The organism is Curtobacterium sp. 24E2 (assembly GCF_016925595.1).
GTDB lineage: Bacteria > Actinomycetota > Actinomycetes > Actinomycetales > Microbacteriaceae > Curtobacterium.
In genome coordinates, this window is record NZ_CP068987.1 from 796,068 (window position 1) to 820,373 (window position 24,306).

Below are 24,306 nucleotides of genomic sequence, written 5' to 3' on the forward strand. Positions count from 1 at the left end.
CGACCGAATCAGGCCAGGCGGGTGCGACCCCGGGCGACGAGCAGTGCCACGACGGCCACCACGGCTGCCGCGAGCATCACGATCGCCAGCGGTGCTGCCGTCGCCGACCCGCCGATGCTGACGAGCGGGGACACCAGCGCCGCGAGCCCGAACTGCAACGCCCCGAGCACGGCCGACGCGCTGCCGGCAGCGGCGGGGACCGCACCGAGTGCCAGCGCCGTGGCGTTGCCGAGCACCAGGCCGAGCGAGCCGACCGCGGTGAACAGCGGGACGGCGAGCCAGAACACCGGCGCCGCGAAGACGACGAGCAACGCGAACGCCACCGTCGACGCGAACACCAGGGCGATGCCGAGCGACAGCACGCCGGTGACCGAACGGGTCTCGGTGAGCTTGGCGGACACGATGCTCACACCCATCAGGGCGAGCGCGTTCAGCCCGAAGGCCAGGCCGTAGCCGACGGTGCCGAGCCCGATCATGTCCTGGTACAGGAACGGCGAGGCCGAGATGTAGGCCATCATCACGGCGAACGCGAAGCCGAACACGGCGATGTAGCCGAGGAAGGTGCGGGAGCGCAGCGCGCGGAGCGGCGAACCGGAGCCCTTGCGCTCCTCGCGCAGCACGTCGCGGTGCGCCTTCAGGTGGGTCTCGCGGATCACGGCGAGCACCGCGACGAGCATGACCACGGACAGACCGAGGACGATCGACAGCAGTCCGCGCCAGCCGATCGGGCCGGTGAGCAGGCCGCCGAGCAGCGGAGCGACGACCGGGGCGACCCCGCCGACGATCATCATGAGCGAGAACGCGCGGGCTGCGGGCTTGCCGGTCGCCAGGTCGGAGATGACCGCACGGCTGATCACCATGCCAGCCGCACCGCCCAGACCCTGCAGGAGTCGGGCCGCGATGAGCACGCCGATGTTCGGTGCGAACACGGCGGCGACGCTCGCGAGGACGCACAGCGCCGCGCCGGCGATGAGCGGCGGCACGCGGCCGAACCGGTCGGACAGCGGGCCGAAGACCAGCTGGCCGGCCGTGACACCGACCAGGAACGCGGTCAGCGTGAGCTGCACGGTGGTGGCGCTCGCACCGAGCTCGGTGGTCATCTGCGGGAACGCCGGCAGGTACAGGTCGGTGGCGAAGGGGGCGACGGCGCTGAGCAGGCCGAGCACCAGCAGCAGCGGGGTCGTGATGCCCTGCTGCCTGGTCGTGGGTTTCGCGACGTGCGCGCGGATGGTTCCGGTGTCCGTGGTCATTGTTATGAAAGCATAAATCATTACCGATCCTCGGTACAGTACGGACATGCACTCCGCCGTGTCCGACCACGTCCTCGCCGACCTCGCCGACGTCGTGCTGCGGATCTCGCGGGAGATCGACCCGCACGGCGCCGGGGCGCTCGACATCGTGCCGCTCACCGGGACCGAGGCGCTCGTGATGCGCTGGGTCGACCGCAACCCCGGCACCTCGCCGAGCGCGACGGCGGGGGCGACCGCGCTCAAGCGCAGCAACCTCAGCGTCGCGCTGCGCTCCCTGGTGTCGAAGGGGATGGTCGAACGGCGGCAGGACCCGGACGATGCGCGGACCGTGCAGCTGCACTCGACCGACGTGGCACGGGAGAGCATCGGACGCCTCCGCGCGCACTGGGCCGGCAAGCTCCGCGACGCGCTCGGCGACGACGACGCCGGGTTGCCCGGGGCGCTCGCGCTGCTCGACCGGATCGACGAGGGACTCCGCGGGGTCTAGTCCTGCGGCGCGTCGTCCTCGATCGGCAGTAGCCGCCGAGCGCCGTGTCCTTCGTCGCCGAGCGTGTCGCCCGGGTTCACGACCGAACACGCCCCGAGCGAGACGCAGCCGCACCCGATGCACTGCGTCATCTCCTGCTGCAGCCGCTCGAGTTCCAGCTGGCGGGCCCGGAGCCGTGCACGCCACCGCTCGTTCAGTCGGTTCCAGTCGCGCAGGGACGGCATCCGGTCGGCCGGCAGCGTGCCGAACTGCTCGGCGACCTCGCTGAGCGGGATGCCGAGGCGCTTCGCCACCTGGATGATCGCGATCCGCCGTTCGACGTGTCGCGGGTACATCCGCGTGCCGCCGTCGGTGCGCTCGGGCCGGATCAGGCCCTTGCGCTCGTAGAAGTGCAGGGCCGACGCGGCGACGCCGGTGCGTCGGACGATCTCGCCGATCGGGAGGAGGTCGGTCGGGCGGGGCGGCTGGATCTCGACCATGGTCGAGATCTTACGGTGGCTCGGACGGGAGGCCCGTGGCGGGCCCGCCACGGGCCTCCCGTCCGTCCGTCGGTCACGTCTACCGCTGCTGGAACGACTCCCAGAGCAGGAACGCGGTGAACAGCACGAACGGCGTGCACGCCACCACGTTGAGCCATCGGTGCTCGACGACCACCGCGACGAACTCGCGCAGGAACGCGCTCGGCACGTAGTACGGCGCCGTCCGCGAACCCACCACCTGTGCCGGCAGGTCGAGCCGCCGGGCCAGGGTGGCGGCGCGGAGCACGTGGTAGTCGTTCGTGACCACGACGACCTGACCGTCGCGCCCGGCCTCGGCCTGGACGGCGCGCGAGAACCGCAGGTTCTCGCGGGTGTTGCGTGACTCGGTCTCGGGCCGGACGTCCTCGGGATCTGCGCCGTTCGCCAGCAGGTACTCCGCCATCGCGGTGCCCTCGGGGCGAGGCTCGTCGTCGCCCTGCCCGCCGGAGGGGATCAACAGTGGCCGGCGCCCGGCGGCCCGCTCGGCGCGGTAGACCACGAGCGCCCGGTCGAGACGGCTGCGGAGCAGGGGCGGCACCTCGCCGCGGATCAGCCCGGAACCGAGGACGACGATCGCGTCCGGCACCGTCCCGTGGCGCATCCGGCCGTAGACCACGGAGTACACGGCGAACGCGACGAGGGACACCGCGAAGTACCCGCAGACGAACACCATCAGCACGGCGACCGCGATCCGGGTGCCGTCCCAGAGCGTGAAGCCCTCGCCGCTGGCGGACACGAACAGGGCGATGGCGACCGCGGGCAGCACGAACACGAGCACCCCGGCGACCAGCGACAGCGTGTTGCCGAGACTGCGCCCCTCGGAGCGGAGCATCTGGAACCCGTTCGCGATGAGGGCCACGCCGAGGACGGCGACCGCGAGCGGGACGAGCAGGAACACGATGCCGACGACCAGGCTGAACCCCGGTACGACGATCGTCAGGGCGGACACGGCCGTGGCGAGTGCGAAGAACGCCGCTGCCGTCAGGAACACGCCGTTCCGGAGCATCCGCGGGTCGTGCCGCCGCCCCACCAGGTAGAGCACGAGGAACACCAGGGCGAAGACGGGCGCTGCGCCCAGGGCGGTCATCGGTCGGCCCAACGGAGCGCGGTCATGCGCTCACGGTACCCGCCCGGATCAGGCGACCGCGCGGCGGATCAGGGCGGCGACGGTCGCCTCGTCCGCCTCGGAGAACTCCGGCGTGATCGCCCACGACGTCGGCCAGAACGAGCCGTCGTCGAGTGCAGCCGAGTCCTGGAACCCGAGCGTCGAGTAGCGGGCCGTGAACTTCGCGGCGTCCTGGAAGAAGAACGCCGCCTTGCCGTCCTTGTAGTACGCGGGCATGCCGTACCAGAGCTTCGGTGCGAGGTCGGGCGCGACCTCGAGCGCGATCCGGTGGATGCGTTCCGCGAGTCCCCGGTCCGGCTGGGGCATCTCGGCGATCTTCACCTCGACCGCGGCGGCGTCCGCTGCCGCCTTCTCCGCCTTGGTGCCCTTCGTGCCGCGGGTGCGTCTGACCTCGGCGGCGTGCTCCTGCATCGCCGCGCGTTCCTCGTCGGTGAAGGTGCCCTCGGTCTTCGTCGTCCGCGCCATGGTCGTGCCCTTCTGTGTCGGTGCGTCGATCATGCACCCGCTCGCGCGTGCTGCGCTCGTCCGATGGTGCTGCTGGCAGGCTCGGTCCATGACCTACATCGCCAGCGACGACCGCTACGACTCGATGACGTACCGCCGCACCGGCCGCTCCGGCCTCGACCTGCCGCTGCTCTCCCTGGGGTACTGGCACAACTTCGGTGACGACGTGCCGTTCGAGACGCAGCGCGCGATCAGCCGTCGGGCCTTCGACCTCGGCATCACCCACCACGACCTGGCGAACAACTACGGTCCGCCGTACGGAGCCGCCGAGGTGAACTTCGGGCGTCTGATGCGTGAGGACTTCCGGCCCTACCGCGACGAGATGATCGTGTCGACCAAGGCCGGCTGGGACATGTGGCCGGGGCCGTACGGTCAGGGTGGCGGTTCACGGAAGTACGTGCTGGCCTCGCTCGACCAGTCCCTGCAGCGGACGGGTCTCGACTACGTCGACGTCTTCTACTCGCACCGACTCGACGCCTCGACCCCGCTCGAGGAGACGATGGGCGCGCTGCACACCGCGGTCCAGCAGGGCAAGGCGCTCTACGTCGGCATCTCGTCGTACGACGCGGAGCGCAGCCGTCAAGCGGCCGCGATCCTGCGCGACCTCGGCACGCCGCTGCTCATCCACCAGCCGTCGTACTCGATGCTCAACCGCTGGATCGAGACCGAGGGGCTGCTCGACGCCGCAGGCGAACACGGCTTCGGCGTGATCGGCTTCACCGCACTGGCGCAGGGCCTGCTCACCGGCAAGTACCTGGACGGGGTGCCGTCGGACTCCCGAGCCGCCGCCGGCAAGTCGCTCGACGCCTCGAGCATCACACCAGAGGTCGTCGGGCACCTCCGAGCGCTGAACGACGTCGCCGCCGCTCGTGGACAGTCCCTGGCGCAGCTCGCACTGGCCTGGGCGCTCCGGGACGAGCGGGTGACCTCGCTCGTGATCGGGGCGTCGAAGGTGTCGCAGCTCGAGGACAACGTCGCGGCGCTGGCGAACACCTCGTTCACCGACGAGGAGCTCCGCACCATCGACCAGCACTCCGTCGGCATCACCGACGTCGACCTGTGGGCGGGAGCGCGTGCCGGCGAGGTCTCCTGACCGCGGACCTACGAGCGGTGCGGTGCCGCACCCACCGGGGTGCGACCGCGGAGTCGCTCGCGACTGAGCGCCGGCAGCGCGAACCCGGTGTCCCGTTCGAGCACGTGGGTGCCCGGCGCGACGATCGCGTCGATCGCGTCGAGCAGCCCGTCGTCGAGGACGATCTCGGACGCCTGCACGTAGGCGTCGACGTGCGACACGGTACGCGGCCCGATCACCACCGAGGACACGTCGGGGTGTGTCAGGGCGAAGGCGACCGCGAGCTCCGACACCGTGAACCCGGAGTCGTCGGCCAGGCGTCCGAGCCGGTCGGCGACCTCGAGCTTCCGACGGTTCCGCGGGGCGCCGATGTCGTACGCGTCCGGTTGTTCGTCGACGTGTGGTGAGCGTGGTTGGACGGTGCCGGCGCGGTAGGTCCCCGCGAGCCAGCCGCCGGCGAGGGGTGCTCCGGCCAGGACCCCGAGACCGAAACGACGGGCGACCGGGAACACCGTGCGCTCCGCCGTGCGGGTGAGGATCGAGTAGGGCACGTGCGTCGCGGTGGCGCTCTTCGACCCGGACCGCAGCCACTGCGCCTCGACGAGCTCCTCGGCCGGGAACCCGGGGAGGCCGAAGGCGCGGATCTTGCCCTGTGCGACCAGGTCAGCGAGGGCGTCGAGTGTCTCGTCGAGCGACGTCGCCGGGTCCGGCAGTGCCGGCTGGTACAGGTCGATGACGTCGGTGCCGAGTCGCTGCAGGCTCCGCTCCACGGCACGGAACATCCACCGCCGCCCGTTGCCGCGGTGCGCCGGGTCCTGGTCGACCGGGGCGCCGAACCGCACCGACAGGAACACGTCCTCACGCCGTCCGGCGATCGCCGCGCCCACCGCGGTCTCGGCCAGGCCCGCGCCGTCGGCGTCCGAGACGTCGACCGACGTCACGCCGCGGGTGAGTGCCTCGAGCACGAGGGTCACACCGGCCGACGGGTCGTTGGCCGCGACGCCGGCGACGGCACGCGTCCCGAGCGTCAGCGAGCTGACGGGCGCCCCCGTGCGCCCCATGCGTCGCTGTTCCATGCGCGCCACGATATGGGCCGTGCGGGCCGCAGGACGGTCCGGTGACGAAGCATTACCCCTGGCCCCGACCGGAACGGTTGGTACGATGGGCGCAGTTCTGAAACACGCAGTGTGTATCTACCGGCCGCCGGCTCCCCGGCGGACAACGGCGGCACCCGATGGGTCCGCCCCCACCGAACCGGGCCGGGCCGAGAAGGCACACCCCCATGCTCCACACCAGTCCCACCCCGTCCGCGCCCGCGCCGGAGCGCACGGCCACCGCGACCGCCGGAGACGCCTCGCTCGTCTCCCTCGCCGGACGCTGGTACTTCCCGGTGGCGTTCATCGCCCGCCTGCCGTTCGCCATGATGGTCGTCGGGGTCCTCACCCTCGTGGTGGCGGCGCGTGACTCCGTGGCCCTCGGCGGCGTGAACTCCGCCTCGGTCGGCATCGGTGCCGCGGTGTTCGGACCGATGGTCGGCGCCGCCGCGGACCGGTTCGGCCAGCGTGCCGTGCTCGTCCCCGTCGGCCTCGTCAACGCGGCGCTGCTCGGCGCGTTCCCCTTCGTCGTCAGCGGCAGCGCGCCGGACCTGGCCGTGCTCGCGATGGCGTTCTGCATCGGGGCGTCCGCGCCCCAGGTCGCGCCGATGTCCCGCACCCGGCTCGTCGCCATCATCGCGCAGCGCATGCGACCGGCCCGCCGCGAGAAGACCCTCAGCGGCACGATGGCGTACGAGTCGGCCGCCGACGAGACCGTCTTCATCATCGGCCCGTTCCTGGTCGGCATCCTCGCCAGCGCGATCGCCCCGTGGGTCGCGGTCGCCGGCGCCTCGGCCCTGACCTTCGTGTTCGTGACCGCGTTCGCGCTGCACCCCACCGGCAAGCTCGTGCTCGGGCAGCACGAGGAACTGACCCAGGCCCCGGCGCGTCAGCTCCTGCGTCCGCGGCTCGTGGTGGTCGTCGTCGGGATCCTCGGCATCGGCCTGTTCTTCGGCTCGACCCTGACGTCGCTGACGGCGTTCATGGAGACCCACGGCGAGGCGTCCCAGGCCGGCCTGCTCTACGGCCTGATGGGCATCGGTTCTGCCGGACTCGCGCTCGGGTCCGCAGCGTTCCCGCGGTCGTTCGGCCTCGGCTGGCGCTGGCTCGTGTTCGGCGTCGTGCTGCTCGGCGGCGCGATCGCGTTCTCGCAGGCCGACTCCGTCGTGGCGGTCGGCATCGTCCTGGCGATCATGGGCGTCGGCATCGGCCCGACCCTCGTCGCCCAGTACAGCCTCGGTTCGGACCGTTCACCGGTCGGCCGGTCCGCGACCACGATGACGATCCTCGGTTCCGCCGTGATCGTCGGGCAGTCGATCGCGTCCGCCATCACCGGCGACCTGGCCGAGCAGCACGGCACAGCCGCGGCGATGGTGCTCCCCGCCGCCTCGGCAGCGGTCGTCGTGCTGGCGGCCGTCGTCAACCTGCTGCTGCGTCGCCGGACGGCTGCCTGAAGCAGATCGCACCGGGCCGATCGCGGTCTCCTTGGCGTCCGAACCCTGTCGCCGTTCAGGGATGGCCGTCGCTGTTCCGACGAGCACGGCGTCGGACTTCCGGGACCACGAGCTCCGGCACAGCTCGAAGCATGAACTGGTCGAAGTCCGGGACGGTGAACGCTGCGTATCCGTGTTCGGGGGTGTACAAGAGGCCCATGTCGATCAGCTCCGCTCGAGTCGGCCCGAGTTGCGTGGACTCCCGCTTGAGGACTCGAGCAACATCGGCGGCCTTGTGCGCGTCCGGTCCGAGCTCCGCCATGGCACGGAGGTAGGCGGTCTGCAATCCTGTTGCGCGGTCGAGGCGCACCCGGAAGAACGACCGGTCCAGTTTGGTGAGGTACCCCTCGCGAGCGGCGTCGATGTCGTCGGCGGTGATCTCCGGACCAGCGGCGATCTCCCAGGCCTGGTATCCGAGCTCCTGGAGGAAGTAGGGGTACCCCTTGGTGATCTCCAGTGCGAGGTCGACGGCGTCGGAAGCGAACGAGGCCTCCTCCAGCTCGGCCGGGCGGATGAGCGCCTCCCTGGCGTCGTCGTCGCCGAGCGAGTCGATCTCCGGGAACCTGAAGAGGCGCTCCGCGTAGGACTTTGCGTCGCCAGCGAGCTCGGCGATCTGGGGGAGCCCGGCGCCGACGAAGGTGATCGGGAGCTTGCGCTGGACTGTCTTGTGCAGGGCCTGGATCATGGCTTCGAGCTGCGCTGACCGCAGGAACTGTACTTCGTCCACGAGGATCGCGACGCCCCGACCGTGTTCCTGCGCAGCCTGTCCGAGCGCGACGAGGACGTCCGTCAGGTCCAGGGCGAGGTCGCCGTGATCAGCCAACCCCTCCGCCGGCTCGACATCCCAGGTCATCGACCACGTACCGGTGTGGTCCACGGACATGCCGAAGGCGGTCAGGACTTCGGCCGCCCGTCGCGCGCGATCCGTCCATCGCTTGCGTGGAGAGATCTGGAGCAGTGCCGACCGGAGGAGCGAGGCCATCGTCTGCCGGAACTGTCCATCGTCGTGCTTGCTCGCCTCGAGCTCGACGACCTCCCAGTTCGCCGTTCGTGCCAGCTCCGCGAACTCGTTGAGCAGCACCGTCTTCCCGACGCCTCGGAGCCCGGTCATGATCAGCGACTGGTCTGTACGCCCGCGGGCGAGCCGCTGGAGGAGCACTTCGAAAGCGCGGGTGTGTTCGAAGCGTCCCGCAACGATCTCGGGAGTCGCTCCGGCGTTCGGCGTGTACGGATTCCTCACGCTGTCCATGCGCCAGACCTTAGCGGATTTACCTCGTTTTAGTCATCGCAGATAAAATGGGATAACACTCGAAAGATCAGGACTCGGTGTCGTCGACCAACAGGTCCTCGTGCCGGTAGTCGTCGGCACGCAGCCCGGCGCGGGCGATCATGTGCGTCGAGACGGGCACCAGGAACAGCTGGAACACCATGATGGGCAGGACGACCCAGAACGCCGTCCAGGTCCCCACCGCGACCACGATCGCGGCCAGGGCGAACGCCAACCCGAGCACCTGCGGCTTCGCCATGGCGTGCAGGCGGACGAGCGGGTCCGGGAACCGCACGATGCCGACGCCGGCGCCGAGGGACAGCAGCGAACCGATGAGCAGCAGGGCGAGCGCGATCCACGCCCGCACGCCGGCGCCGTCGAGAAACGCCTGGATCATCTCGGTCACGACTGCTCCTCTGCTTCGGCGGCGTGCTCGGGGGTGGTGACGGTGAGCCCCTCGTCCGACGGGTCTGACGACGGCGTGACCGCGCGGGCCACCGCGACGGTCGCGAACACGCTCGTCGCCGCGATCACCACGAGCACGGGGACCCCGGTCAGGTCGCGCCGGACCACCATCGACGCCGCGATCACCACGAGCACGGTCGTCAGGACCATGTCCGATCCGATCATCCGGTCGAGGATCGTCGGGCCGCGCACGATCCGGAAGACCGCGAGTGCGAGGGTGGCGCCGAGCAGCGCCAGGACCAGGGCGATGCCGATCCCCATGACGACGACGGCGGCGCTCATCGGGTGACCTCCGGCAGCGGTTCGGACAGTTCGGAGACGTCCTGCTTCGAACCCAGGGCACGGATCACCATGGCCTCGATACCGAGGGCCTCGCGACGAGCGGCCTCGACCTGCTCGACCCGTTCGGTGTCGAGCACGTGCAGCAGCAGGCGCCGGCGCCGCAGGTCGACGTCGGCGACGTACGAGCCGGGCACCAGCGAGATCGCGAGGGTCGCCAGCGTGAAGGTCATCTCGGCGGTGGAGTGCAGCTGCACGAGCGTGATGGAGCTGCGGCGGACGCCCCGCGGGCGGAACGCGACCCAGGCGACCCGGAACGACGCCGTGATGACGAGCCCTGACCACACCACGAGGAACCGGACGGCGTGCACGATCGAGAACCGGGCTGACAGCGGGACCGGCGGCAGCGGCAGCGCCTGGGTGACCAGGAGCGCCACCACGATGCCGCAGAGCAGGGTCAGTGGTGTCCACGAGCCCCAGAGCAGGGCCCACAGGACGGTCAGACCGGCGACGAGTGGGACGTCGTACCGCCACGCCACCGCGATGCGGCGGGCGTTGGCGACGTGTCGGGTGTCGGTGTTCACCGGTCACCTCCGAGGACGGCCTGCACGTACCGGTCCGGCGACTCGAGCGACTCCGCTGCGCGGCTGGCGTACCCGTAGAGCGGTCCCGCGACCACGGTGAGGGCGACGGATCCGAGGACCGCGACCGTCGTCACGCCGACGAGCATGCGTGGCAGCCGGACCTTGGTCGGCGCTTCGCCGACCGTCTCGGTCGACCCGGTGGTCGGGCGGGAGGCACTGCTCGCGTGGGGTGCGTCGGTGACCGTCACCGAGCCTCCTGGGTGGAAGGCCTCACCCGTCTCCTCGGAGACGGTCAGGGGGCGGGTTCCGGCGACCGCAGGGCGGCGTGCGGTTCGGCGGTCGTCGCGTGCGGCGCCGCGGCCTCGGCCGCGGGCTTCGGCCGCCAGAAGGCGGCGTCCCACACGCGCATCAGCGCGTACAGCGTGAGGAGCGACGTGACCACGCCGGCGGCGATCGTGACGTACGCCAGCGGGGAGCCGTCCTCGGCGGCGGCGCGGAACAGCCCGAGCTTGCCGATGAAGCCGGAGAACGGGGGATGCCGCCCAGGTTGAACGCCGGGACCAGGTACAGCGCGGCCAACAGCGGCGCGGCCTTCAACAACCCGCCGAGCGACCGGGTCGACGTGGTCCCACCGACGCGTTCCATCAGGCCGGACACCAGGAACAACGTGGTCTGCACGACGATGTGGTGCACCGTGTAGAACACCGCGGCAGCCGTCCCCGCGACCGTCCCGAGCCCGACACCCATCACCATGAAGCCGATGTGGCTGATGAGCGTGAAGGACAGCAGACGCTTGACGTCGGTCTGGGACACCGCACCGAGCACCCCGACGACCATCGTCAACACCGCCACCACGAGCAGCACGTTGTTCAACTGCGGCCCGGGGAAGATCACCGTCTCGAGGCGGATGATCGCGTAGATGCCGACCTTCGTCAGCAGACCGGCGAAGACGGCCGTGACCGGGGCCGGGGCGGTCGGGTACGAGTCCGGCAGCCAGAAGGCCAGCGGGAAGACCGCCGCCTTGATGCCGAACCCGATGAGCAGCATGGTGTGCAGGAGCAGCTGCACGTGCTCGGGCAGGTCGGCGACGCGCTCGCTGATCTGTGCGATGTTGACCGTGCCGGTCGCGCCGTACACCAGGCCGATCGCGGCGAGGAAGATCGCCGACGCGATCAGGCTCGTGACGATGTACGTGGTGCCGGCTCGGACCCGCTGCTCGCTGCCGCCCAGGGTGATGAGCACGTAGCTCGCCACGAGCAGCATCTCGAACGCGACGTACAGGTTGAACAGGTCGCCGGCGATGAACGAGTCGAGCACGCCCGCGGCCAGCACGAGGTAGGTCGGGTAGAAGATCGTGACCGGGGCTTCACCGTCGTCGGCTGCGAGCCCCTGGCCGATCGAGAACAGCAGGACGATGAGCAGCACGCTGGCGCTCACCGTGAGGAGCAGGGCGCTCAGCCGGTCGACCACCAGCGAGATGCCGTACGGGGCGTCCCACCCACCGACCTGCACGACGATCGTGCCGTGGTGGTCGACGAGCACCATGAGGGTCGCGGCGACGGCGAGTGCGACGACGAGCACCACGACGGTGATCGCACGCTGCAGCTTCTGGTGCCGCAGGAGGCCGAGTGCGACGGCTGCGCCGAGCAGCGGGACGAGGACGAGGAGCGGGACGAGCCAGGTCATCGGGTCACTCCGTCCTGGTGCGGTTGGTGTTCGTGCGGATCGTCGGCGTCCTCGGGGGACTTCGGGTCGAAGTCGGCTTCGGGGTCGTCGTCGGGGTCGTCGCGCGGGCGGCCGATGGCGACGTCGGCTTCGTCGACCTCGACCTCGTCGGCGCGGGACAGCTGCCACGAGCGGTGGATGAGGGCGAGCAGGAATGCGCTGACGGCGAAGGTGATGACGATCGCGGTCAGCGCGAAGGCCTGGGGGAGCGGGTCGGTGATGCCCTCGGAGGACTTGCCGATCGGCGGGTTGCCGGCGGCGCCGGACATCACCAGCAGGAGCAGGTTCAGGGCGTTGCCGAGCAGCAGGAAGCCGAGCAGCATCCGGGTCAGGGACCGTTCGAGCAGCAGGTAGACGCCGCAGGAGAACAGCACGGCCATCGCGATCACGAGGACGAGGGTGACGGTCATGTGGCGCTCCCTTCCGGGGTGGGGGCCTCGAGGGTGTCGCGGACTGACCCCTCGGTGGTGTCGCGGGTGGGCGCCGAGGCGTCCTCGAGGCGTTGCCGGTCCACCTCGGCGCCGAGGCTGCGGAGGACGTCGAGCACCAGGCCGACGACGACCAGGTACACGCCGATGTCGAAGAACGTGGCGGTGACGAACTCGACGTGGCCGAGGATCGGGACGGTCGCCTCGAAGAACTCGGAGTACAGGGCTTCGCGACCGAAGAACAGCGGCACGATCGCGGTGATCGCCGCCGTCGCGACACCGAGCCCGAGCAGTCGACCGGCCCGGACCGGGGCGGCGGCGCCGAGTTCTGCCGGGCCGCCAGCCAGGTAGCGGGCCGCCAGCGCGATGCCGGCGACGAGGCCACCGGCGAAGCCGCCGCCGGCCGCGTTGTGCCCGGCGAACAGCAGGTAGACCGACAGGACGATGAGCCCGTGGAACAGCAGTCGGACCACGACGTCGAGGAGTGCCGAGCGGCCGGTCGGGATGGCGGCGCTCGTCGGCAGCCAGGCGCGCGGCTCGCCGTCGGTGCGCTGGCCGTCGGCCGTCAGGGTCTCCGGCAGGTCGCGGAGCCGGGGCAGCGTGTCCTCGCGGGAGTTCACGAAGATGAGGCTCGCGACGCCCGTGGCCGCGGCGACGACGACGGTGAGCTCACCGAGGGTGTCCCAGCCGCGCAGGTCGACGAGGGCGACGTTGACGACGTTGAGGCCGTGCCCGAACGAGCTCGTGAGCGCCGGCAGGTCCGGCCAGATCGGGTCGGCGGTGCGCGCCGAGGCGGCGACGATGACGACGACCGCCAGCGTGAGGCCGGCCAGCCCCGCGAAGAGCGCGCGCACGATGCGGAACCGGCTCGGGTTCGTCGTCGCGATGCGCGGGGGAGCCGCCGGAGCACCAGGACGAACGCGATGAGGGTGACGGTCTCGACCACGAGCTGGGTGAGTGCGAGGTCGACCGCGCCGTGCAGCACGAACAGGACGGACATGCCGTAGCCGGTCACACCCACCAGGACGGCGGCGGCGAACCGGGTCTTCGCGGTGAGGACGGCGATGGCACCGACGGACATCACGATGACGACCGGGATCTGCCCCCACGAGTCCGAGAACCGGACGTGGAACTCCCACGGGCCGCCGAGCAGGAGGTTCGCGAGTGCACCCGCGACGAACACCGACAGGATCACCGTCAGGTAGTAGGGGAGCGAACCCCGCTGGACACCGGCGGTCAGGCCCGTCGCGAACCGGTCGAGGCCGCGCATGAGGTGCCGGTAGGTGCCCGAGGCGCTCGGGAACCCGGCGAGCTGGTGCTGCAGTGCCTCGACCGGTCGTCGGAGGGCGAACAGCGCGAGGCCGCCGACCAGGGTGACGGCGGAGATGCCGAGTGCCGGTTCGAGGCCGTGCCAGAGTGCGAGGTGGGGCACTTCCTCGCCGGGGAGCGAGGCCACCGTCGCGGCGGGCTCGATGCCGTGCGCGACGACCGGGGTCAGCAAGCCGAGGGCGAGGCCGGTCAGCGCCAGGATCGACGGCACCACACCCAGGCCGTGCAGCGCGTGCGGTTCCGTCTGGGCGACGTCGGGCTTGCGGGCGAACGCTCCCCAGAAGAACCGGAGTGAGTACGCCACGGTGAGCACCGAGCCGAGGGTCACACCGATGAGGGCGGTCCACGCCCAGCCGGCGTCGGGGCCGTGCAGCGACTCGGTGAAGCCGGTCAGCACGGCTTCCTTCGCGACGAAGCCGATCGTCGGCGGGATGCCGGCCATGGACACGAGCGCGAGGGCGGCCACGACGGCCAGCCACGGTGCCTTCCGGCCGAGGCCACTCAGGCGCCCGAGGTCGCGGGTGCCGGTGGTGTGGTCGATCGCACCGACCACCAGGAAGAGCGTGGACTTGAACGCGGCGTGCGCCACGAGCAGCGCGACTCCGCCGAGCGCCACCGCGGGCGCGCCCCACCCGGCGGCGAGCACGAGGAACCCGAGCTGCGCGACGGTGCCGTAGGCGAGCAGGAGCTTGAGGTCGGTCTGGCGGAGCGCCCGGTAGCCACCGATGAGCATGCCGAGGACACCGAGCACGGTGATGGTCTCGCGCCAGCCGTCGAGCAGTGCGAACGCCGGGGCGAGCCGGGCCACGAGGTAGATGCCGGCCTTCACCATCGCAGCCGCGTGCAGGTACGCGCTGACCGGGGTCGGAGCGGCCATGGCCGCCGGCAACCAGAAGTGGAACGGCACGATCGCCGACTTCGTCAGCGCGCCGAGCAGGACGAGGACCACCGAGACGGTGACGATCGGTCCGGTCGGCGGAGCGGCGATGATGCCGGAGAGCGAGGTCGTGCCCGCCGCGACCGACAGCATGACCAGACCGGCGAGCATCGCCAGACCGCCGGCGGTGGTGACGACGAGGGCCTGCATCGCGGCCGCACGGCTCGCACGCTTGTCGGCGTCGTGTCCGATGAGCAGGTACGAGAAGACCGTGGTCGCTTCCCACAGGACGAAGAGCACGATGACGTCGTCGGCGAGGACGAGGCCGAACATCGACCCGGCGAACGCGGTCAGCACGCCTGCGAACCGGCCGATCCCCGGTTCGTCGCGCCCGAAGTACGAGGCGCAGTAGACGAGCACGAGGGCCCCGACGATCGACACCACGAGCGCGAGCACCCACGACAGGGCGTCCATCCGCAGTGTGATCTCGAGGTCGAGCTGCGGGACCCACCGGTGCCGTTCGACGACGCTGCCGTGCAGGGCTGCGTCCGTCTGCAGCACCGTCAGCACGGCGGCGGCTGCGGGCGCGAGGGCTGCGACGTAGAACACGCGGCGGCCGAGGACGGGGGTCAGGGCGGGGACGATCAGGGCGACGATCGCGAACGCGACGAGGACGAGGACCATCGGGCACCTCCTCGGGGTCGGGCTGCAGTCCGGCTCACTGGGCCCTCACAGCCTACGAAGAGTGGGATGTGGAGAACCTGTGCGACCGGACAGCCTGCGCGCGCTCGGTTCACACTGTGAACACCACTCTGCCCGTGCTCCCGGCGGGCTGTCCGGCCCACGTCGCCTCGACGTCCGCCAACCGCACGGCCGTCGCGTCCACCCGGACGGTGCCGTCCGCGATCGCACCGACGATGCCCGGGAGCTCGGCGACGAACCCGGCGCGGCCGACCGAGCCCTGCCCACTGCCGACGATCGTCAGGCCCGTGGCGCGCAGCGCCGCGGACGGGATCGTCGCCTCGTGTCCCGCGGTGGAGCCGATCGCGATCCAGTCGAGTCGGCGGCCCGGGTCGGTGCGGGCGGTGACGACGGCGCGCATCACGTCGGCCGCGGGCTGGCCCCAGACGTAGTCGATGACGACGTCCACGTCGGCTGCCGCTGTACCGAGGGCGTCGACGTCGGTCAACGGCAGCACGACGTCGGCGCCGAGGGCGGTGAGCGCCGCCAGCCGCTCCGGGTTGCGCCCGCTCGCGACGACGTGTGCGGCACCGAGGTGCTTCGCCACCTGCACCGCCGCAGTGCCCGAGGCCCCGGTCGCGCCGAGCACGAGGACGTGGCTGCCCGGGGCGAAGTCGATCCGCCGGCGCAGGGCCACCCACGACGACAGCACCGGGTTCACGCCGGCGGCCACGGTGACCGGGTCGGCACCGTGGGGCAGGACGACGCTCGCCCGCGGGTCGACCGCGACGCGCTCGGCCATGGTGCCGCGGGTGTCGCTCGCGACGGCGACGTAGCGGAGCGTGCCGTCGGGGAACCGGGCGACGCCGTCGACGCCGGGGACCAGGGGAGCGCGCCCTCGCTCGTGTAGTGCGAACCGTCGGCCTGCGACCGGACCCGCGGGTGGAGCCCGGCCGCGACGACGTCGACGACGACCTCGCCGGGTCCGGGAGCCGGTTCGCCGAACTCCTGCCAGGTCGGGGCGTGGCCGAACTCGGTGACGACTGCTGCGTGCATGGTGTCCTCCATTTGCTTCGTGTTACGAACAAAGTAGTTCGCATCACGAAGTTCGTCAACTACGCTGGAGTCGTGCAGGAGATGACCGAGGACGAGCAGCTCGTCGATGCCCTGGGCGAGGCCGCGTTCCGGACGATGGGCCCGCTGACCGGGCTCGCGGCCGATGCGGGGCTGTCACTGACGCAGCTGCGGGTCCTCGCGATCCTGCGTGACCGTCGTCTGCGGATCGGTGACCTGGCGCAGTACCTGGGGCTCGAGAAGTCGACGATGACCGGTTTGGTGGCGCGCGCGGAGAAGAAGGGGTTGCTCGCACGGCAGCCGAACGCGGACGACGCCCGTGCGGTGGACGTCGTGATCACCGACGCCGGTCTCGAGGTGGCGCGCTCGCTCGAGGGCGCGATCCGCGATGCACTGCTGCCGCTCACCGCTCGGTTGCCGGAGCGGGACCGGCGGCAGCTGCGCGCGCTCCTGGAGCGGATGCTGCGCTGAACCCTCAGCGGCCGTGTGCGCGTGCCGGGATCTGCGTCGCGAGCTTGCCGCCGGAGACGTCGAGCAGGGTGCCGGTGATGTAGCCCGAGGCGTCGCTCGCCACGAAGACGAGCAGGTCGGCGACGTCGTCCGCGGTCTCCCACCGGCGCAGCGACAGGGTGTCGAGCAGGCGGTCCTGGGCCTCGGTCGGCATGGTCGCGAAGCCGTTCATCGCCGTCGGGACCATGCCCGGCGCGTACGCGTTGACGGTGATGCCCCACGGGCCGAGCTCCGACGCCAGCACCCGGGTGAACGAGACGACCGCGGCCTTGGACGCCGCGTAGGCAGCGCTGCCGACACTCGGGATGATCGCGGCGAACGAGGCGGCGTTGATGATCCGCCCCCGGCCCGCGGCCTGCATCACCGGCGCGACGGCCTGGCTCATCAGGAAGGTGCCCCCGAGGTTGACGTCCATGCACCGGCGCCAGGCGTCCCACTGCAACTCGGCGATGGTGCCCTCGACGTTGATGCCGGCGTTGTTCACGAGCACGTCGATCGTGCCGTGGCGGGCGACGACCTCGTCGACGGCGGCCCGGACCGACTCCGGATCGGCGACGTTGCACACGACGTGGTCGAGCGGGAAGTCGGGCTCGAAGGCCAGGTCGAGGGCGACGACGCGGCAGCCCTCGGCAGCGAAGCGATCGGCGAGCGTGCGTCCGATCCCGCGTGCTGCGCCGGTCACGACCACCACACGGTCGGTCAGGTCGAGGTGCATCGTTGCTCCTGTCGTCGGTGCGGATCATCGGTGACCGCAATAGGCATACTATTCGAGCATGACGGATCAGCGTGTGCTCTGGGTCACCGGCGGCGGCAGCGGCATGGGGGCCGCGAGTGCCGAGGCCGCTGCGCGCGACGGGTGGACGGTGGTCCTCAGCGGGCGGCGCGTGGAGCGGCTCGAGCAGGTCGCGGCGACGATAACGGCCGCCGGCGGCACGGCGGAGGTCCTGCCCCTCGACGCTGCCGATCCCGCTGCCGTCGCGTCTGCGCGGGACACGGTGCTCGAGCGGTTCGGGCGACTCGACGCGGTCGTGCTCGCCGCCGGGCTGAACGCGCCGCGGCGCCGGTGGGACGACCAGTCGTTGCCGGACTTCCGCGCGATCGTCGACACGAACCTCACCGCGGTGGTCACGGTCGTCGACGCCGCACTGCCTGCGCTGCGCGAGTCCGGCGGCGTGGTCGTCGTGGTGTCGTCCTACGCCGGGTGGTCCTTCCAGCCCGGCGCCGGCGTCGCGTACTCCGCCTCGAAGACCGCGCTCGGTTCGGTCGTCCGGAGCCTCAACCAGCAGGAGGCGCACCACGGGGTCCGGGCGACGCACCTGTGCCCCGGTGACGTCGCGACCGACTTCCTCGACCAGCGGCCCTCGGTGCCCGACGCCGCCGCACGATCGGTGATGCTGCAGCCGGAGGACATCGCCCGAGCGGTGTCGTTCGTGCTCGAGGCGCCGGCGTACATGCGCGTCGACGAGCTCGTGGTCAGCCCGGTGTCCCAGCGGTGACCAGCACGTTCGACCGCGTCCTCGACCAGATCGGTGACGCCGTGGTCTCCGGTGCCATCGCCGTGGGCAGCCGCCGGAGCATCGACGACCTGGTGGCGTCGACCGGGGCCAGCCGCAGCATCGTCCGCGAGGCCGTCCGCGTCCTCGTCGCCCTCGGCCTGCTCACCGCGCGGCGCCGGGTCGGCGTGACCGTCCTCGGCGTGCGGGAGTGGGACGTCCTGGACCCGCGCGTGGTGCGGTGGCGCCTCCGGGGACCGGACGGTGACCGTGTGGCGGTCGAGCTCCGCGAGCTGCGTGCGGCGATCGAACCCGTCGCCGCTGCCGCAGCGGCCCGGCGGGCGCCGCTCGACGAGTGCGCGGACGGACGGGAGGCGCTCCGCACCACCGCGGACGAACTCGCCGCTGCCGCGACCCGCGACGACCGCCTCGACTTCGTGATCGCGGACGTGCGGTTCCACGCGCTCGTGCTCGACCTGTCCGGCAACGCGCTGTACCGACGGCTGCACCAGGTGGTCGGCGAGGTGCTGCGCGAACGCGGGCGCATCCGCCCGGACCGGCACGACGTCGGGCTCCACCTCGAACTCGCCGATGCCGTCCTCGACGGCCGCCCGGACGAGGCGGCCTCGACGATGCGGGCGATCGTCGACCGCACGTGAGTGGACTGCCTCGGACCTGGGAAGATGGAGTCCGGTGCGCTCCTCCGGCGCCCGAGGAGGGTGAGCGTGGACGCAGCACAGGACCTGGTCGTCCAGCTCATCGGCACCCCGTGGACGTTCGTCGTGGTCGGCCTCGTGCTCGCCGTCGGCAGTGTCGCGGTCTTCCTCCCCAGCCAGGCGCTCGTCGTCGCGGTCGGCACGCTCCTGGTGGGTGGTGACGGCGGTCTCCTGCCGGTCCTCGTCCTCGTCGTCGCGGCCGCGATCGGCATGGTCCTCGGCGACCTCGGGCTGTACCACCTGGCGCGCTCGGTCGACCTCGGCTCGAGGTCGTGGTTCGCGCGTCCGAAGGTCCGCAGGGCCCGGGACGCCATCGACGGCCGCTACCGTGCCGCTCCCGGGCGCATCGCGGTCCTCGGACGCTTCATCCCGATGGGCCGGCTGACGACCAACCTGGTCGGCGCGGACAGCGGGCTCGACGTCCGGCGGTTCCTGGTCAGCTGCGTGCTCGCCGACGTCGTGTGGGCCGCGTACTGCGTCGGCATCGCGGCGGCCACCGGGCGCTGGAGCCGCGAGCAGCCCTTCCTCGTCACGACCCTCGCAGTCGTGGCGTCGATCCTGCTCGGCCTCGCGATCTCGGCGATCGAGAAGGCCGTGCGACGACGAAGCGAGGCGGCGGCCGCGGCCTGACGAACGTAGTGTGGGTACACCGTTCGAAGGAGAACCCGTGCTGCTCGACGACCTCGTGCCCGACCCTGACGCGCTCGAGCGCATCGCCACCGGCAGCACCTGGGCGGAGGGACCCTGCTGGATCCCGTCGTCCCGCACCCTGCGCTGGTCGGACATCCCCGGCGACCGGATCCTGCAGTGGCACGCCGACTCCGGCAAGACCTCCACGTACGCTGAGGGCGTCGAGTTCACCAACGGCCGGACCCTCGACCGCGACGGCAGCGTCGTCCAGTGCTCGCACGGGCTCCGGCGGGTGGAGCGGGACCGCGACGGTGTCGTCACGCCGATCGTCGACGCCTGGGCCGGCGGGCGGTTCAACTCGCCGAACGACGTCGTCGTCGCCCGGGACGGCAGCGTGTGGTTCACCGACCCGGCCTACGGCATCACCCAGCCGCGCGAAGGGCACGCGGGCGTGCGCGAGTACGGCGACCACTGGACGTTCCGGTGCGGACCGTCCGGTGAGGACCTGCGCCCCGTCGCGACCGACGTCGACGAGCCGAACGGCCTGGCCTTCGACCCGTCCGAGCAGGTCCTCTACATCGCGAGCTCATCGGGGGACGAACCGGTCATCCGCGCCTACGACCGCCGCGGTGACGGCGGCGACCTGCTCAAGAACGGGCGGGTGTTCGCGCGACTCGAGCCGGGCGAGGGCGCACCGGACGGCATCCGGGTCGACGTGCACGGCAACGTGTGGTCCTCGTCGCACCGCGGCGTCGTGGTGTTCGACCCCTCCGGCGAGCGGATCGGCGAGGTGGCCGTCCCCGAGGTGACGTCGAACCTGTGCTTCGGCGGAGACGACGGCACGACGCTGTTCCTGACGGCGACGACGTCGGTGTACCGGATCGCCACGACGACGAGGGACGCTGCCGTATCCTGACTCGGCCATGCAGTGCGACTACTTCGACCGCGGGGTGTGCCGGTCCTGCACGCTCATTGGACAGCCCTACGCCGACCAGGTCCTCGACAAGGAGCTCCGCACCCGCGAACTCCTGCACGACGCCGTCGAGGCGGCTGGTGGCCCCGGAGCCGTCACGTGGTCACCGGCGATCACGAGCCCCGAGTCCGGCTACCGGAACAAGGCGAAGATGGTGGTCGGCGGCTCGACCGAGCACCCGACCGTCGGCATCCTCGACCACCGGCAGCGCGGCGTCGACCTGCGGCACTGCGGGATCTGCACGCCCGGCATCCGACACGCGCTGCCCCTGCTCGCCGAGTTCGTCCAGACCGCGGGGCTGATCCCGTACGACGTCGCTGCCCGACGCGGCGAGCTGAAGTACGTCCTGGTCACCGAGTCGCCCGACGGCGAACTCATGGTGCGGTTCGTCCTGCGGTCCGAAGGGCAGGTGGCTCGGATCCGGCAGTACCTCGACGTGCTGCGCGACGCCCTGCCGAACGTGGTGGTCGTCACGGCGAACCTGCTGCCCGAGCACAAGGCCGTGACCGAGGGCGACCGGGAGATCGTGCTCACCGAGCAGGAGACGCTGCCGATGCGCCTGGGCGGGATCACGATGCACCTGCGGCCGCAGAGCTTCTTCCAGACCAACACCGTCGTCGCCACCGAGCTGTACGCGCAGGCCTCGGCGTGGATCGACGAGCTCGACCCGGCGTCGATGTGGGACCTGTACTGCGGCGTGGGTGGGTTCGCCCTGCACGCTGCTCGACCTGGCCGAGCGGTGACCGGCATCGAGACCAGTGCCGAGGCGATCCGGTCGGCGAAGCAGTCCGCGCGCGCGGCCGGGCTCGAGGGGCTCCGGTTCGCCGCCGACGACGCCACCGAGCACGCACTGCGCGCCCGACCCGACACGGTGCCCGAGCTCGTCCTGGTGAACCCGCCCCGTCGCGGGATCGGGGAGGCGCTGTCGACCTGGCTCGAGGCGTCCGACGTGCAGCACGTCGTCTACTCGAGCTGCAACCCGGTGACCCTGGCGAAGGACCTCGCACGCATGCCGTCGTTCCGGCTGCGCCGCGCGCGCGTGCTCGACATGTTCCCCAGACCGGCCATCTCGAGGCCGTCACGCTGCTGTCGCGGGCGTGATCCGGGCCTCCTGGCCGTCATTGCCAGGGAATTGCCAAGGTGACGTACCCGGGTACGGGTCGATGACCATGGCCATGGGCATCGAGGCGTACAGGTTCGAGTGCGGGGTACATAGCACCAACGGGTAGAACCGTTTGTCTCAGTTTGATAACGGTGAAGAGTTTCCTATGGTTGCCGACCGAGGTGCCGCCGGCCCGATGACCACTGCCCCCGGTGGCGCACCCCACAACTGACCGCGATCGGTCGGGGTGGGCAGTGGATTCCGCGTTCGAAGCGGCTCGTGACCCCGGTGGAGCAATCACATGAAGAAGCTTTCCCGTACCCGCACCATCGTCGGCGGCCTCGCGTTCGCCGGCATCGCCGCGACCGGTGTCGGCCTCGCGGCAACCCCCGCGAACGCTGCGTCCGGCTCGACCTGGGACGCCCTCGCGCAGTGCGAGTCCGGCGGCAACTGGGCCATCAACACCGGCAACGGCTACTACGGCGGCCTGCAGTTCAACCTCGGCACCTGGCAGGCGAACGGCGGCGTCGGCAGCCCTGCCGGCGCGAGCCGCGAAGCCCAGATCGCCGTCGCCGAGCGTGTCCTCGCCACGCAGGGCTGGGGTGCCTGGCCCGCCTGCTCGGCCCAGCTCGGACTGAGCGGCACGAGCGGTGCCGCTCCGGCCGCCGCTGCTCCGGCTCCCGCAGCCCCCGCTGCTCCGGCCCCGACGCAGCAGGCCGCACCGGCCCCCGCTGCCCCCGAGCAGGCCGCGCCGAGCACACAGGCTCCGGCACCCACGCAGGAGGCCGCCCCGGCAGCCACCACGCCGAGCAAGCCCGCCGCCGTGAAGACGAGCGGCAAGACGTACACGATCGCCTCGGGCGACACACTCGACAGCATCGCCACCAAGCTCAAGATCGACGGTGGCTGGAACAAGCTGTGGGCCGCGAACACGTCGACCATCGACGACGCGAACCTCATCTACTCGGGCCAGGAGCTGCAGCTCCCCGCCTGATCGTTCCACCGAACGAACACGACGACGCCCCGCGACCTCGGTCGCGGGGCGTCGTGCCGTCCTGGGCTACTGCGGCTCGTCCGCCAGCCAGCTCGCGACGTCGTCGGACCGGAGCGCTTGCGACAGCGAGCGCACCCCGAGGTCGTTCAGCGTGACGTAGGACTGTCCGTCCGGCGAGGTACCCGCTCCGGCCGTCGGCACCGTGAAGGTCCGCAGGTCGTCGGGGCGGACGTCGCGCAGGGACCACCCGAGACCGACCATCGTCGGGAACGTGAGCCCGGGGTCCACGGCGAGGTGCTTGCTCGTCGCGGTGACGAAGTCCTGGATCCGTCCGGGGTTCGTGATCGTGCCGCGGGAGAGCAGTCCCTGTGCGATGCCCCGCATGAACGCCTGTTGGTTCCGGACGCGGGTGTGGTCGGCGTCGGCGAAGGAGTACCGTTCGCGGACGAAGGCCAGCGCGGTGTCTCCGTCGAGTCGGTTGGGTCCGGCGGCGAAGGAGTGGCCGCGGGCGTCGAACGCCTCGGGGAGTCCACCGTCACGCCGCCGAGTGCGTCGGTCATGCCCTTGAACCCGCCGAAGTCGATCTCGGCGACGTGGTCGACGCGGACGTCGAGCAGCTGCTCGACCGTCTGCACGGTGAGCGGGACGCCGCCCCAGGAGTACGCGGCGTTGATCTTCGCCCGGCCGTGTCCGGGGACGTCCACCCACGAGTCGCGCATGATCGACATCAGGTACACGGCCCGGCGGTCGGCGGGGACGTGCGCGAGCATGAGGACGTCGGACCGTCCGCCCGAGACTCCGTCGCCGTCGGGGTCGTCGCTCGCCCGACTGTCCGAGCCGATGAGCAGGATGTTCTCCGCGCCCCGTGTCGCCGCGGGGCGGTCGCCACCCGGGAAGGCATCGGTGATGGTGTCGGTGTGGGCGTCGAAGCTGCGCGCCAGGCCGCCGACGAAGATGCTCGCGACGACGGCCATCACGGTGGCGATGCCGACCAGCGAGCCGATCGTCGCGATGAGCGCCACGAGGAAGGGTCGTCGGCGCTTCGGGTGGCGGGCGGTCCGTGCTGCGGTCTCGGCGGCCTGACGGGCCGCCCGTCGTTCGGACATGCGGGACTCCTGCGGATTCGGTCGGCCGTGCCGCCGACCGATCGATCCTACCGCATGTGGTATTTCACGTACAGGGTGTCACCGTTCGGTCGGTGACGGCTTCCTGAGGAGCTCACTGAGGGCGGCTCGTAGTGCCGGGTCGTCCGGCAGGACCTCGCGTTCGATGTGCCGAGCGGTCTCCCATGCCCGGCGTCCGTGATCGGTCACCGTCACGAGGCGCCGCCGTCGGTCGTCGGGGTGCGGCGTGCGCTCGACCAGGCCGTCCCGCTCCATGCGCTCGAGGGTCCGTGACATCGTCTGCGGCTGCACCCGTGCCGTGCGGGCGATCGTGTCGGCGCCGGTGGGGCCCGTGCGGATCAGGATGTCGACCGCGATGAGGGCGGCGTGCGGCAGCCCGATGGCGCGCAGGCGTTCGTCCCAGTCCCGTTCGACCGAGCGTGCCGCGGCCGACAGGAGCCGGCCGAGGGGCCACTGCTCGGTCGTGTCGTCCATGCGCGCAGTCTACGGTCGACACCTGTCGTGATCAGCG

25 protein-coding genes and 6 pseudogenes are annotated in these 24,306 nt (G+C 71.4%); 10 read left to right on the forward strand and 21 right to left on the reverse strand.

What is annotated here, in order from left to right; all coding sequences use genetic code 11:
• Positions 1–8: 8 nt before the first annotated feature.
• Positions 9–1,250 (reverse strand): multidrug effflux MFS transporter, encoded by a 1,242-nt coding sequence (locus tag JN350_RS04040; RefSeq protein WP_205463628.1) that lies wholly within the window; start codon positions 1,248–1,250, stop codon positions 9–11.
• A 46-nt stretch (positions 1,251–1,296) separates the two neighbouring features.
• Here JN350_RS04040 and JN350_RS04045 point away from each other — a divergent pair, with 46 nt between their 5' ends.
• Positions 1,297–1,737, forward strand: a complete 441-nt coding sequence (locus JN350_RS04045) for a MarR family winged helix-turn-helix transcriptional regulator (protein ID WP_240347534.1) — start codon at positions 1,297–1,299, stop codon at positions 1,735–1,737.
• Here JN350_RS04045 and soxR read toward each other — a convergent pair.
• The 3 genes from soxR to JN350_RS04060 all read right to left on the reverse strand — a co-directional run bounded on the left by soxR (position 1,734) and on the right by JN350_RS04060 (position 3,879).
• Complete coding sequence (soxR, locus tag JN350_RS04050) at positions 1,734–2,216, reverse strand: redox-sensitive transcriptional activator SoxR (RefSeq protein ID WP_111085894.1); 483 nt, start codon at positions 2,214–2,216, stop codon at positions 1,734–1,736. The two genes, JN350_RS04045 and soxR, sit on opposite strands and share 4 nt — an antisense overlap.
• A 79-nt stretch (positions 2,217–2,295) precedes the next feature.
• Positions 2,296–3,342, reverse strand: a complete 1,047-nt coding sequence (locus JN350_RS04055; protein ID WP_205463629.1) for a YdcF family protein — start codon at positions 3,340–3,342, stop codon at positions 2,296–2,298.
• Between the two features lie 48 nt (positions 3,343–3,390).
• The gene (locus JN350_RS04060) at positions 3,391–3,879 is read right to left on the reverse strand and encodes an iron chaperone (RefSeq protein WP_205463630.1); all 489 of its coding nucleotides are present in this window, start codon (positions 3,877–3,879) and stop codon (positions 3,391–3,393) included.
• A 55-nt stretch (positions 3,880–3,934) separates the two neighbouring features.
• Between JN350_RS04060 and mgrA the strand changes: the two genes are divergently transcribed.
• Positions 3,935–4,978, forward strand: a complete 1,044-nt coding sequence (gene mgrA, locus JN350_RS04065; RefSeq protein ID WP_205463631.1) for an L-glyceraldehyde 3-phosphate reductase — start codon at positions 3,935–3,937, stop codon at positions 4,976–4,978.
• A gap of 8 nt (positions 4,979–4,986) precedes the next feature.
• Here the strand turns inward: mgrA and JN350_RS04070 are convergent, their stop codons facing one another.
• Positions 4,987–6,033 carry an aldo/keto reductase gene (locus tag JN350_RS04070; protein ID WP_205463632.1) on the reverse strand — a complete coding sequence of 349 codons (1,047 nt, stop codon included), beginning with the start codon at positions 6,031–6,033 and terminating at the stop codon, positions 4,987–4,989.
• Positions 6,034–6,239: 206 nt separating this feature from the next.
• On the opposite strand from JN350_RS04070, the gene JN350_RS04075 reads away from it, so the two are divergent.
• Positions 6,240–7,505 carry an MFS transporter gene (locus JN350_RS04075; RefSeq protein WP_205463633.1) on the forward strand — a complete coding sequence of 422 codons (1,266 nt, stop codon included), beginning with the start codon at positions 6,240–6,242 and terminating at the stop codon, positions 7,503–7,505.
• A gap of 55 nt (positions 7,506–7,560) precedes the next feature.
• On the opposite strand, the gene JN350_RS04080 is transcribed toward JN350_RS04075, so the two are convergent.
• From JN350_RS04080 to JN350_RS04120, 11 genes and pseudogenes are all read right to left on the reverse strand, one after another.
• Positions 7,561–8,793: an ATP-binding protein gene (locus JN350_RS04080; protein WP_205463634.1), complete on the reverse strand. Its 1,233-nt coding sequence runs from the start codon at positions 8,791–8,793 to the stop codon at positions 7,561–7,563.
• Between the two features lie 67 nt (positions 8,794–8,860).
• Positions 8,861–9,208, reverse strand: coding sequence for a cation:proton antiporter (locus tag JN350_RS04085; protein ID WP_228505532.1), 348 nt, complete (start codon positions 9,206–9,208; stop codon positions 8,861–8,863).
• Between the two features lie 5 nt (positions 9,209–9,213).
• The gene (locus tag JN350_RS04090) at positions 9,214–9,558 is read right to left on the reverse strand and encodes a sodium:proton antiporter (protein WP_205463635.1); all 345 of its coding nucleotides are present in this window, start codon (positions 9,556–9,558) and stop codon (positions 9,214–9,216) included.
• Positions 9,555–10,139, reverse strand: coding sequence for a Na+/H+ antiporter subunit E (locus tag JN350_RS04095; RefSeq protein ID WP_123294606.1), 585 nt, complete (start codon positions 10,137–10,139; stop codon positions 9,555–9,557). The genes JN350_RS04090 and JN350_RS04095 overlap by 4 nt, the downstream gene beginning before the upstream one ends.
• Positions 10,136–11,825: pseudogene (locus JN350_RS04100) on the reverse strand (Na+/H+ antiporter subunit D). The gene JN350_RS04095 and the pseudogene JN350_RS04100 overlap by 4 nt, the downstream one beginning before the upstream one ends.
• Entirely contained in the window at positions 11,822–12,274 is a 453-nt protein-coding gene (locus JN350_RS04105) for a Na(+)/H(+) antiporter subunit C (RefSeq protein WP_308202611.1), read from the reverse strand. Before JN350_RS04105 ends, JN350_RS04100 begins: the two are co-directional and overlap by 4 nt.
• A complete protein-coding gene (locus tag JN350_RS20570; protein WP_461964362.1) occupies positions 12,271–12,912 on the reverse strand; it encodes an MnhB domain-containing protein in 642 nt (213 codons plus the stop codon). Before JN350_RS20570 ends, JN350_RS04105 begins: the two co-directional genes overlap by 4 nt.
• Before the next feature lie 63 nt (positions 12,913–12,975).
• Positions 12,976–13,146: pseudogene (locus JN350_RS20575) on the reverse strand (hypothetical protein); the annotation flags it as partial.
• A 95-nt stretch (positions 13,147–13,241) separates the two neighbouring features.
• Positions 13,242–15,182, reverse strand: a pseudogene (locus tag JN350_RS04110) (proton-conducting transporter transmembrane domain-containing protein); the annotation flags it as partial.
• A gap of 109 nt (positions 15,183–15,291) precedes the next feature.
• A complete protein-coding gene (locus JN350_RS04115) occupies positions 15,292–15,981 on the reverse strand; it encodes a quinone oxidoreductase family protein (RefSeq protein WP_205463636.1) in 690 nt (229 codons plus the stop codon).
• The gene (locus tag JN350_RS04120; RefSeq protein ID WP_205463637.1) at positions 15,897–16,235 is read right to left on the reverse strand and encodes a hypothetical protein; all 339 of its coding nucleotides are present in this window, start codon (positions 16,233–16,235) and stop codon (positions 15,897–15,899) included. The genes JN350_RS04115 and JN350_RS04120 overlap by 85 nt, the downstream gene beginning before the upstream one ends.
• Before the next feature lie 81 nt (positions 16,236–16,316).
• On the opposite strand from JN350_RS04120, the gene JN350_RS04125 reads away from it, so the two are divergent.
• Positions 16,317–16,724, forward strand: a complete 408-nt coding sequence (locus tag JN350_RS04125; protein ID WP_111085883.1) for a MarR family winged helix-turn-helix transcriptional regulator — start codon at positions 16,317–16,319, stop codon at positions 16,722–16,724.
• A 4-nt stretch (positions 16,725–16,728) separates the two neighbouring features.
• On the opposite strand, the gene JN350_RS04130 is transcribed toward JN350_RS04125, so the two are convergent.
• Positions 16,729–17,478: an SDR family NAD(P)-dependent oxidoreductase gene (locus JN350_RS04130; protein ID WP_205463638.1), complete on the reverse strand. Its 750-nt coding sequence runs from the start codon at positions 17,476–17,478 to the stop codon at positions 16,729–16,731.
• Positions 17,479–17,536: 58 nt separating this feature from the next.
• On the opposite strand from JN350_RS04130, the gene JN350_RS04135 reads away from it, so the two are divergent.
• From JN350_RS04135 to JN350_RS20060, 6 genes and pseudogenes are all read left to right on the forward strand, one after another.
• Positions 17,537–18,259, forward strand: a complete 723-nt coding sequence (locus JN350_RS04135) for an SDR family oxidoreductase (protein WP_205463639.1) — start codon at positions 17,537–17,539, stop codon at positions 18,257–18,259.
• Positions 18,256–18,915 carry a FadR/GntR family transcriptional regulator gene (locus JN350_RS04140; RefSeq protein WP_205463640.1) on the forward strand — a complete coding sequence of 220 codons (660 nt, stop codon included), beginning with the start codon at positions 18,256–18,258 and terminating at the stop codon, positions 18,913–18,915. The genes JN350_RS04135 and JN350_RS04140 overlap by 4 nt, the downstream gene beginning before the upstream one ends.
• Before the next feature lie 66 nt (positions 18,916–18,981).
• On the forward strand, positions 18,982–19,602 hold the full coding sequence (locus JN350_RS04145; RefSeq protein WP_205463641.1) for a DedA family protein: 621 nt from the start codon (positions 18,982–18,984) through the stop codon (positions 19,600–19,602).
• Positions 19,603–19,642: 40 nt separating this feature from the next.
• Complete coding sequence (locus JN350_RS04150; RefSeq protein ID WP_461964364.1) at positions 19,643–20,518, forward strand: SMP-30/gluconolactonase/LRE family protein; 876 nt, start codon at positions 19,643–19,645, stop codon at positions 20,516–20,518.
• Positions 20,519–20,525: 7 nt separating this feature from the next.
• Positions 20,526–21,676, forward strand: a pseudogene (rlmC, locus tag JN350_RS04155) (23S rRNA (uracil(747)-C(5))-methyltransferase RlmC).
• A 302-nt stretch (positions 21,677–21,978) separates the two neighbouring features.
• Complete coding sequence (locus JN350_RS20060; protein WP_205463643.1) at positions 21,979–22,671, forward strand: LysM peptidoglycan-binding domain-containing protein; 693 nt, start codon at positions 21,979–21,981, stop codon at positions 22,669–22,671.
• A 66-nt stretch (positions 22,672–22,737) separates the two neighbouring features.
• Here the strand turns inward: JN350_RS20060 and JN350_RS04165 are convergent, their stop codons facing one another.
• From JN350_RS04165 to JN350_RS04175, 4 genes and pseudogenes are all read right to left on the reverse strand, one after another.
• Positions 22,738–23,055 (reverse strand): hypothetical protein, encoded by a 318-nt coding sequence (locus tag JN350_RS04165; protein WP_240347536.1) that lies wholly within the window; start codon positions 23,053–23,055, stop codon positions 22,738–22,740.
• 42 nt (positions 23,056–23,097) lie between these two features.
• A pseudogene (locus JN350_RS20580) lies at positions 23,098–23,328 on the reverse strand (hypothetical protein); the annotation flags it as partial.
• Positions 23,247–23,777: pseudogene (locus JN350_RS20585) on the reverse strand (LCP family protein); the annotation flags it as partial. The pseudogenes JN350_RS20580 and JN350_RS20585, both read right to left, overlap by 82 nt.
• A 78-nt stretch (positions 23,778–23,855) precedes the next feature.
• Positions 23,856–24,269 carry a MarR family winged helix-turn-helix transcriptional regulator gene (locus tag JN350_RS04175; protein ID WP_205463644.1) on the reverse strand — a complete coding sequence of 138 codons (414 nt, stop codon included), beginning with the start codon at positions 24,267–24,269 and terminating at the stop codon, positions 23,856–23,858.
• Positions 24,270–24,306 lie beyond the last annotated feature (37 nt).

Coding starts and splice junctions, on each gene's coding strand:
- JN350_RS04080 (WP_205463634.1), bottom strand. CDS start 8,793: ATGGACAGCGTGAGGAATCCGTACACGCCGAACGCCGGAGCGACTCCC.
- JN350_RS04040 (WP_205463628.1), bottom strand. CDS start 1,250: ATGACCACGGACACCGGAACCATCCGCGCGCACGTCGCGAAACCCACG.
- JN350_RS04125 (WP_111085883.1), top strand. CDS start 16,317: ATGACCGAGGACGAGCAGCTCGTCGATGCCCTGGGCGAGGCCGCGTTC.
- JN350_RS04120 (WP_205463637.1), bottom strand. CDS start 16,235: ATGCACGCAGCAGTCGTCACCGAGTTCGGCCACGCCCCGACCTGGCAG.
- JN350_RS04130 (WP_205463638.1), bottom strand. CDS start 17,478: ATGCACCTCGACCTGACCGACCGTGTGGTGGTCGTGACCGGCGCAGCA.
- JN350_RS04075 (WP_205463633.1), top strand. CDS start 6,240: ATGCTCCACACCAGTCCCACCCCGTCCGCGCCCGCGCCGGAGCGCACG.
- JN350_RS04115 (WP_205463636.1), bottom strand. CDS start 15,981: ATGGCCGAGCGCGTCGCGGTCGACCCGCGGGCGAGCGTCGTCCTGCCC.
- JN350_RS04055 (WP_205463629.1), bottom strand. CDS start 3,342: ATGACCGCCCTGGGCGCAGCGCCCGTCTTCGCCCTGGTGTTCCTCGTG.
- JN350_RS04045 (WP_240347534.1), top strand. CDS start 1,297: ATGCACTCCGCCGTGTCCGACCACGTCCTCGCCGACCTCGCCGACGTC.
- mgrA (WP_205463631.1), top strand. CDS start 3,935: ATGACCTACATCGCCAGCGACGACCGCTACGACTCGATGACGTACCGC.
- JN350_RS04175 (WP_205463644.1), bottom strand. CDS start 24,269: ATGGACGACACGACCGAGCAGTGGCCCCTCGGCCGGCTCCTGTCGGCC.
- JN350_RS20060 (WP_205463643.1), top strand. CDS start 21,979: ATGAAGAAGCTTTCCCGTACCCGCACCATCGTCGGCGGCCTCGCGTTC.
- JN350_RS04105 (WP_308202611.1), bottom strand. CDS start 12,274: ATGACCGTCACCCTCGTCCTCGTGATCGCGATGGCCGTGCTGTTCTCC.
- JN350_RS04165 (WP_240347536.1), bottom strand. CDS start 23,055: ATGCGGGGCATCGCACAGGGACTGCTCTCCCGCGGCACGATCACGAAC.
- JN350_RS04085 (WP_228505532.1), bottom strand. CDS start 9,208: ATGATCCAGGCGTTTCTCGACGGCGCCGGCGTGCGGGCGTGGATCGCG.
- JN350_RS04070 (WP_205463632.1), bottom strand. CDS start 6,033: ATGGAACAGCGACGCATGGGGCGCACGGGGGCGCCCGTCAGCTCGCTG.
- JN350_RS04060 (WP_205463630.1), bottom strand. CDS start 3,879: ATGATCGACGCACCGACACAGAAGGGCACGACCATGGCGCGGACGACG.
- JN350_RS04090 (WP_205463635.1), bottom strand. CDS start 9,558: ATGAGCGCCGCCGTCGTCGTCATGGGGATCGGCATCGCCCTGGTCCTG.
- JN350_RS04135 (WP_205463639.1), top strand. CDS start 17,537: ATGACGGATCAGCGTGTGCTCTGGGTCACCGGCGGCGGCAGCGGCATG.
- soxR (WP_111085894.1), bottom strand. CDS start 2,216: ATGGTCGAGATCCAGCCGCCCCGCCCGACCGACCTCCTCCCGATCGGC.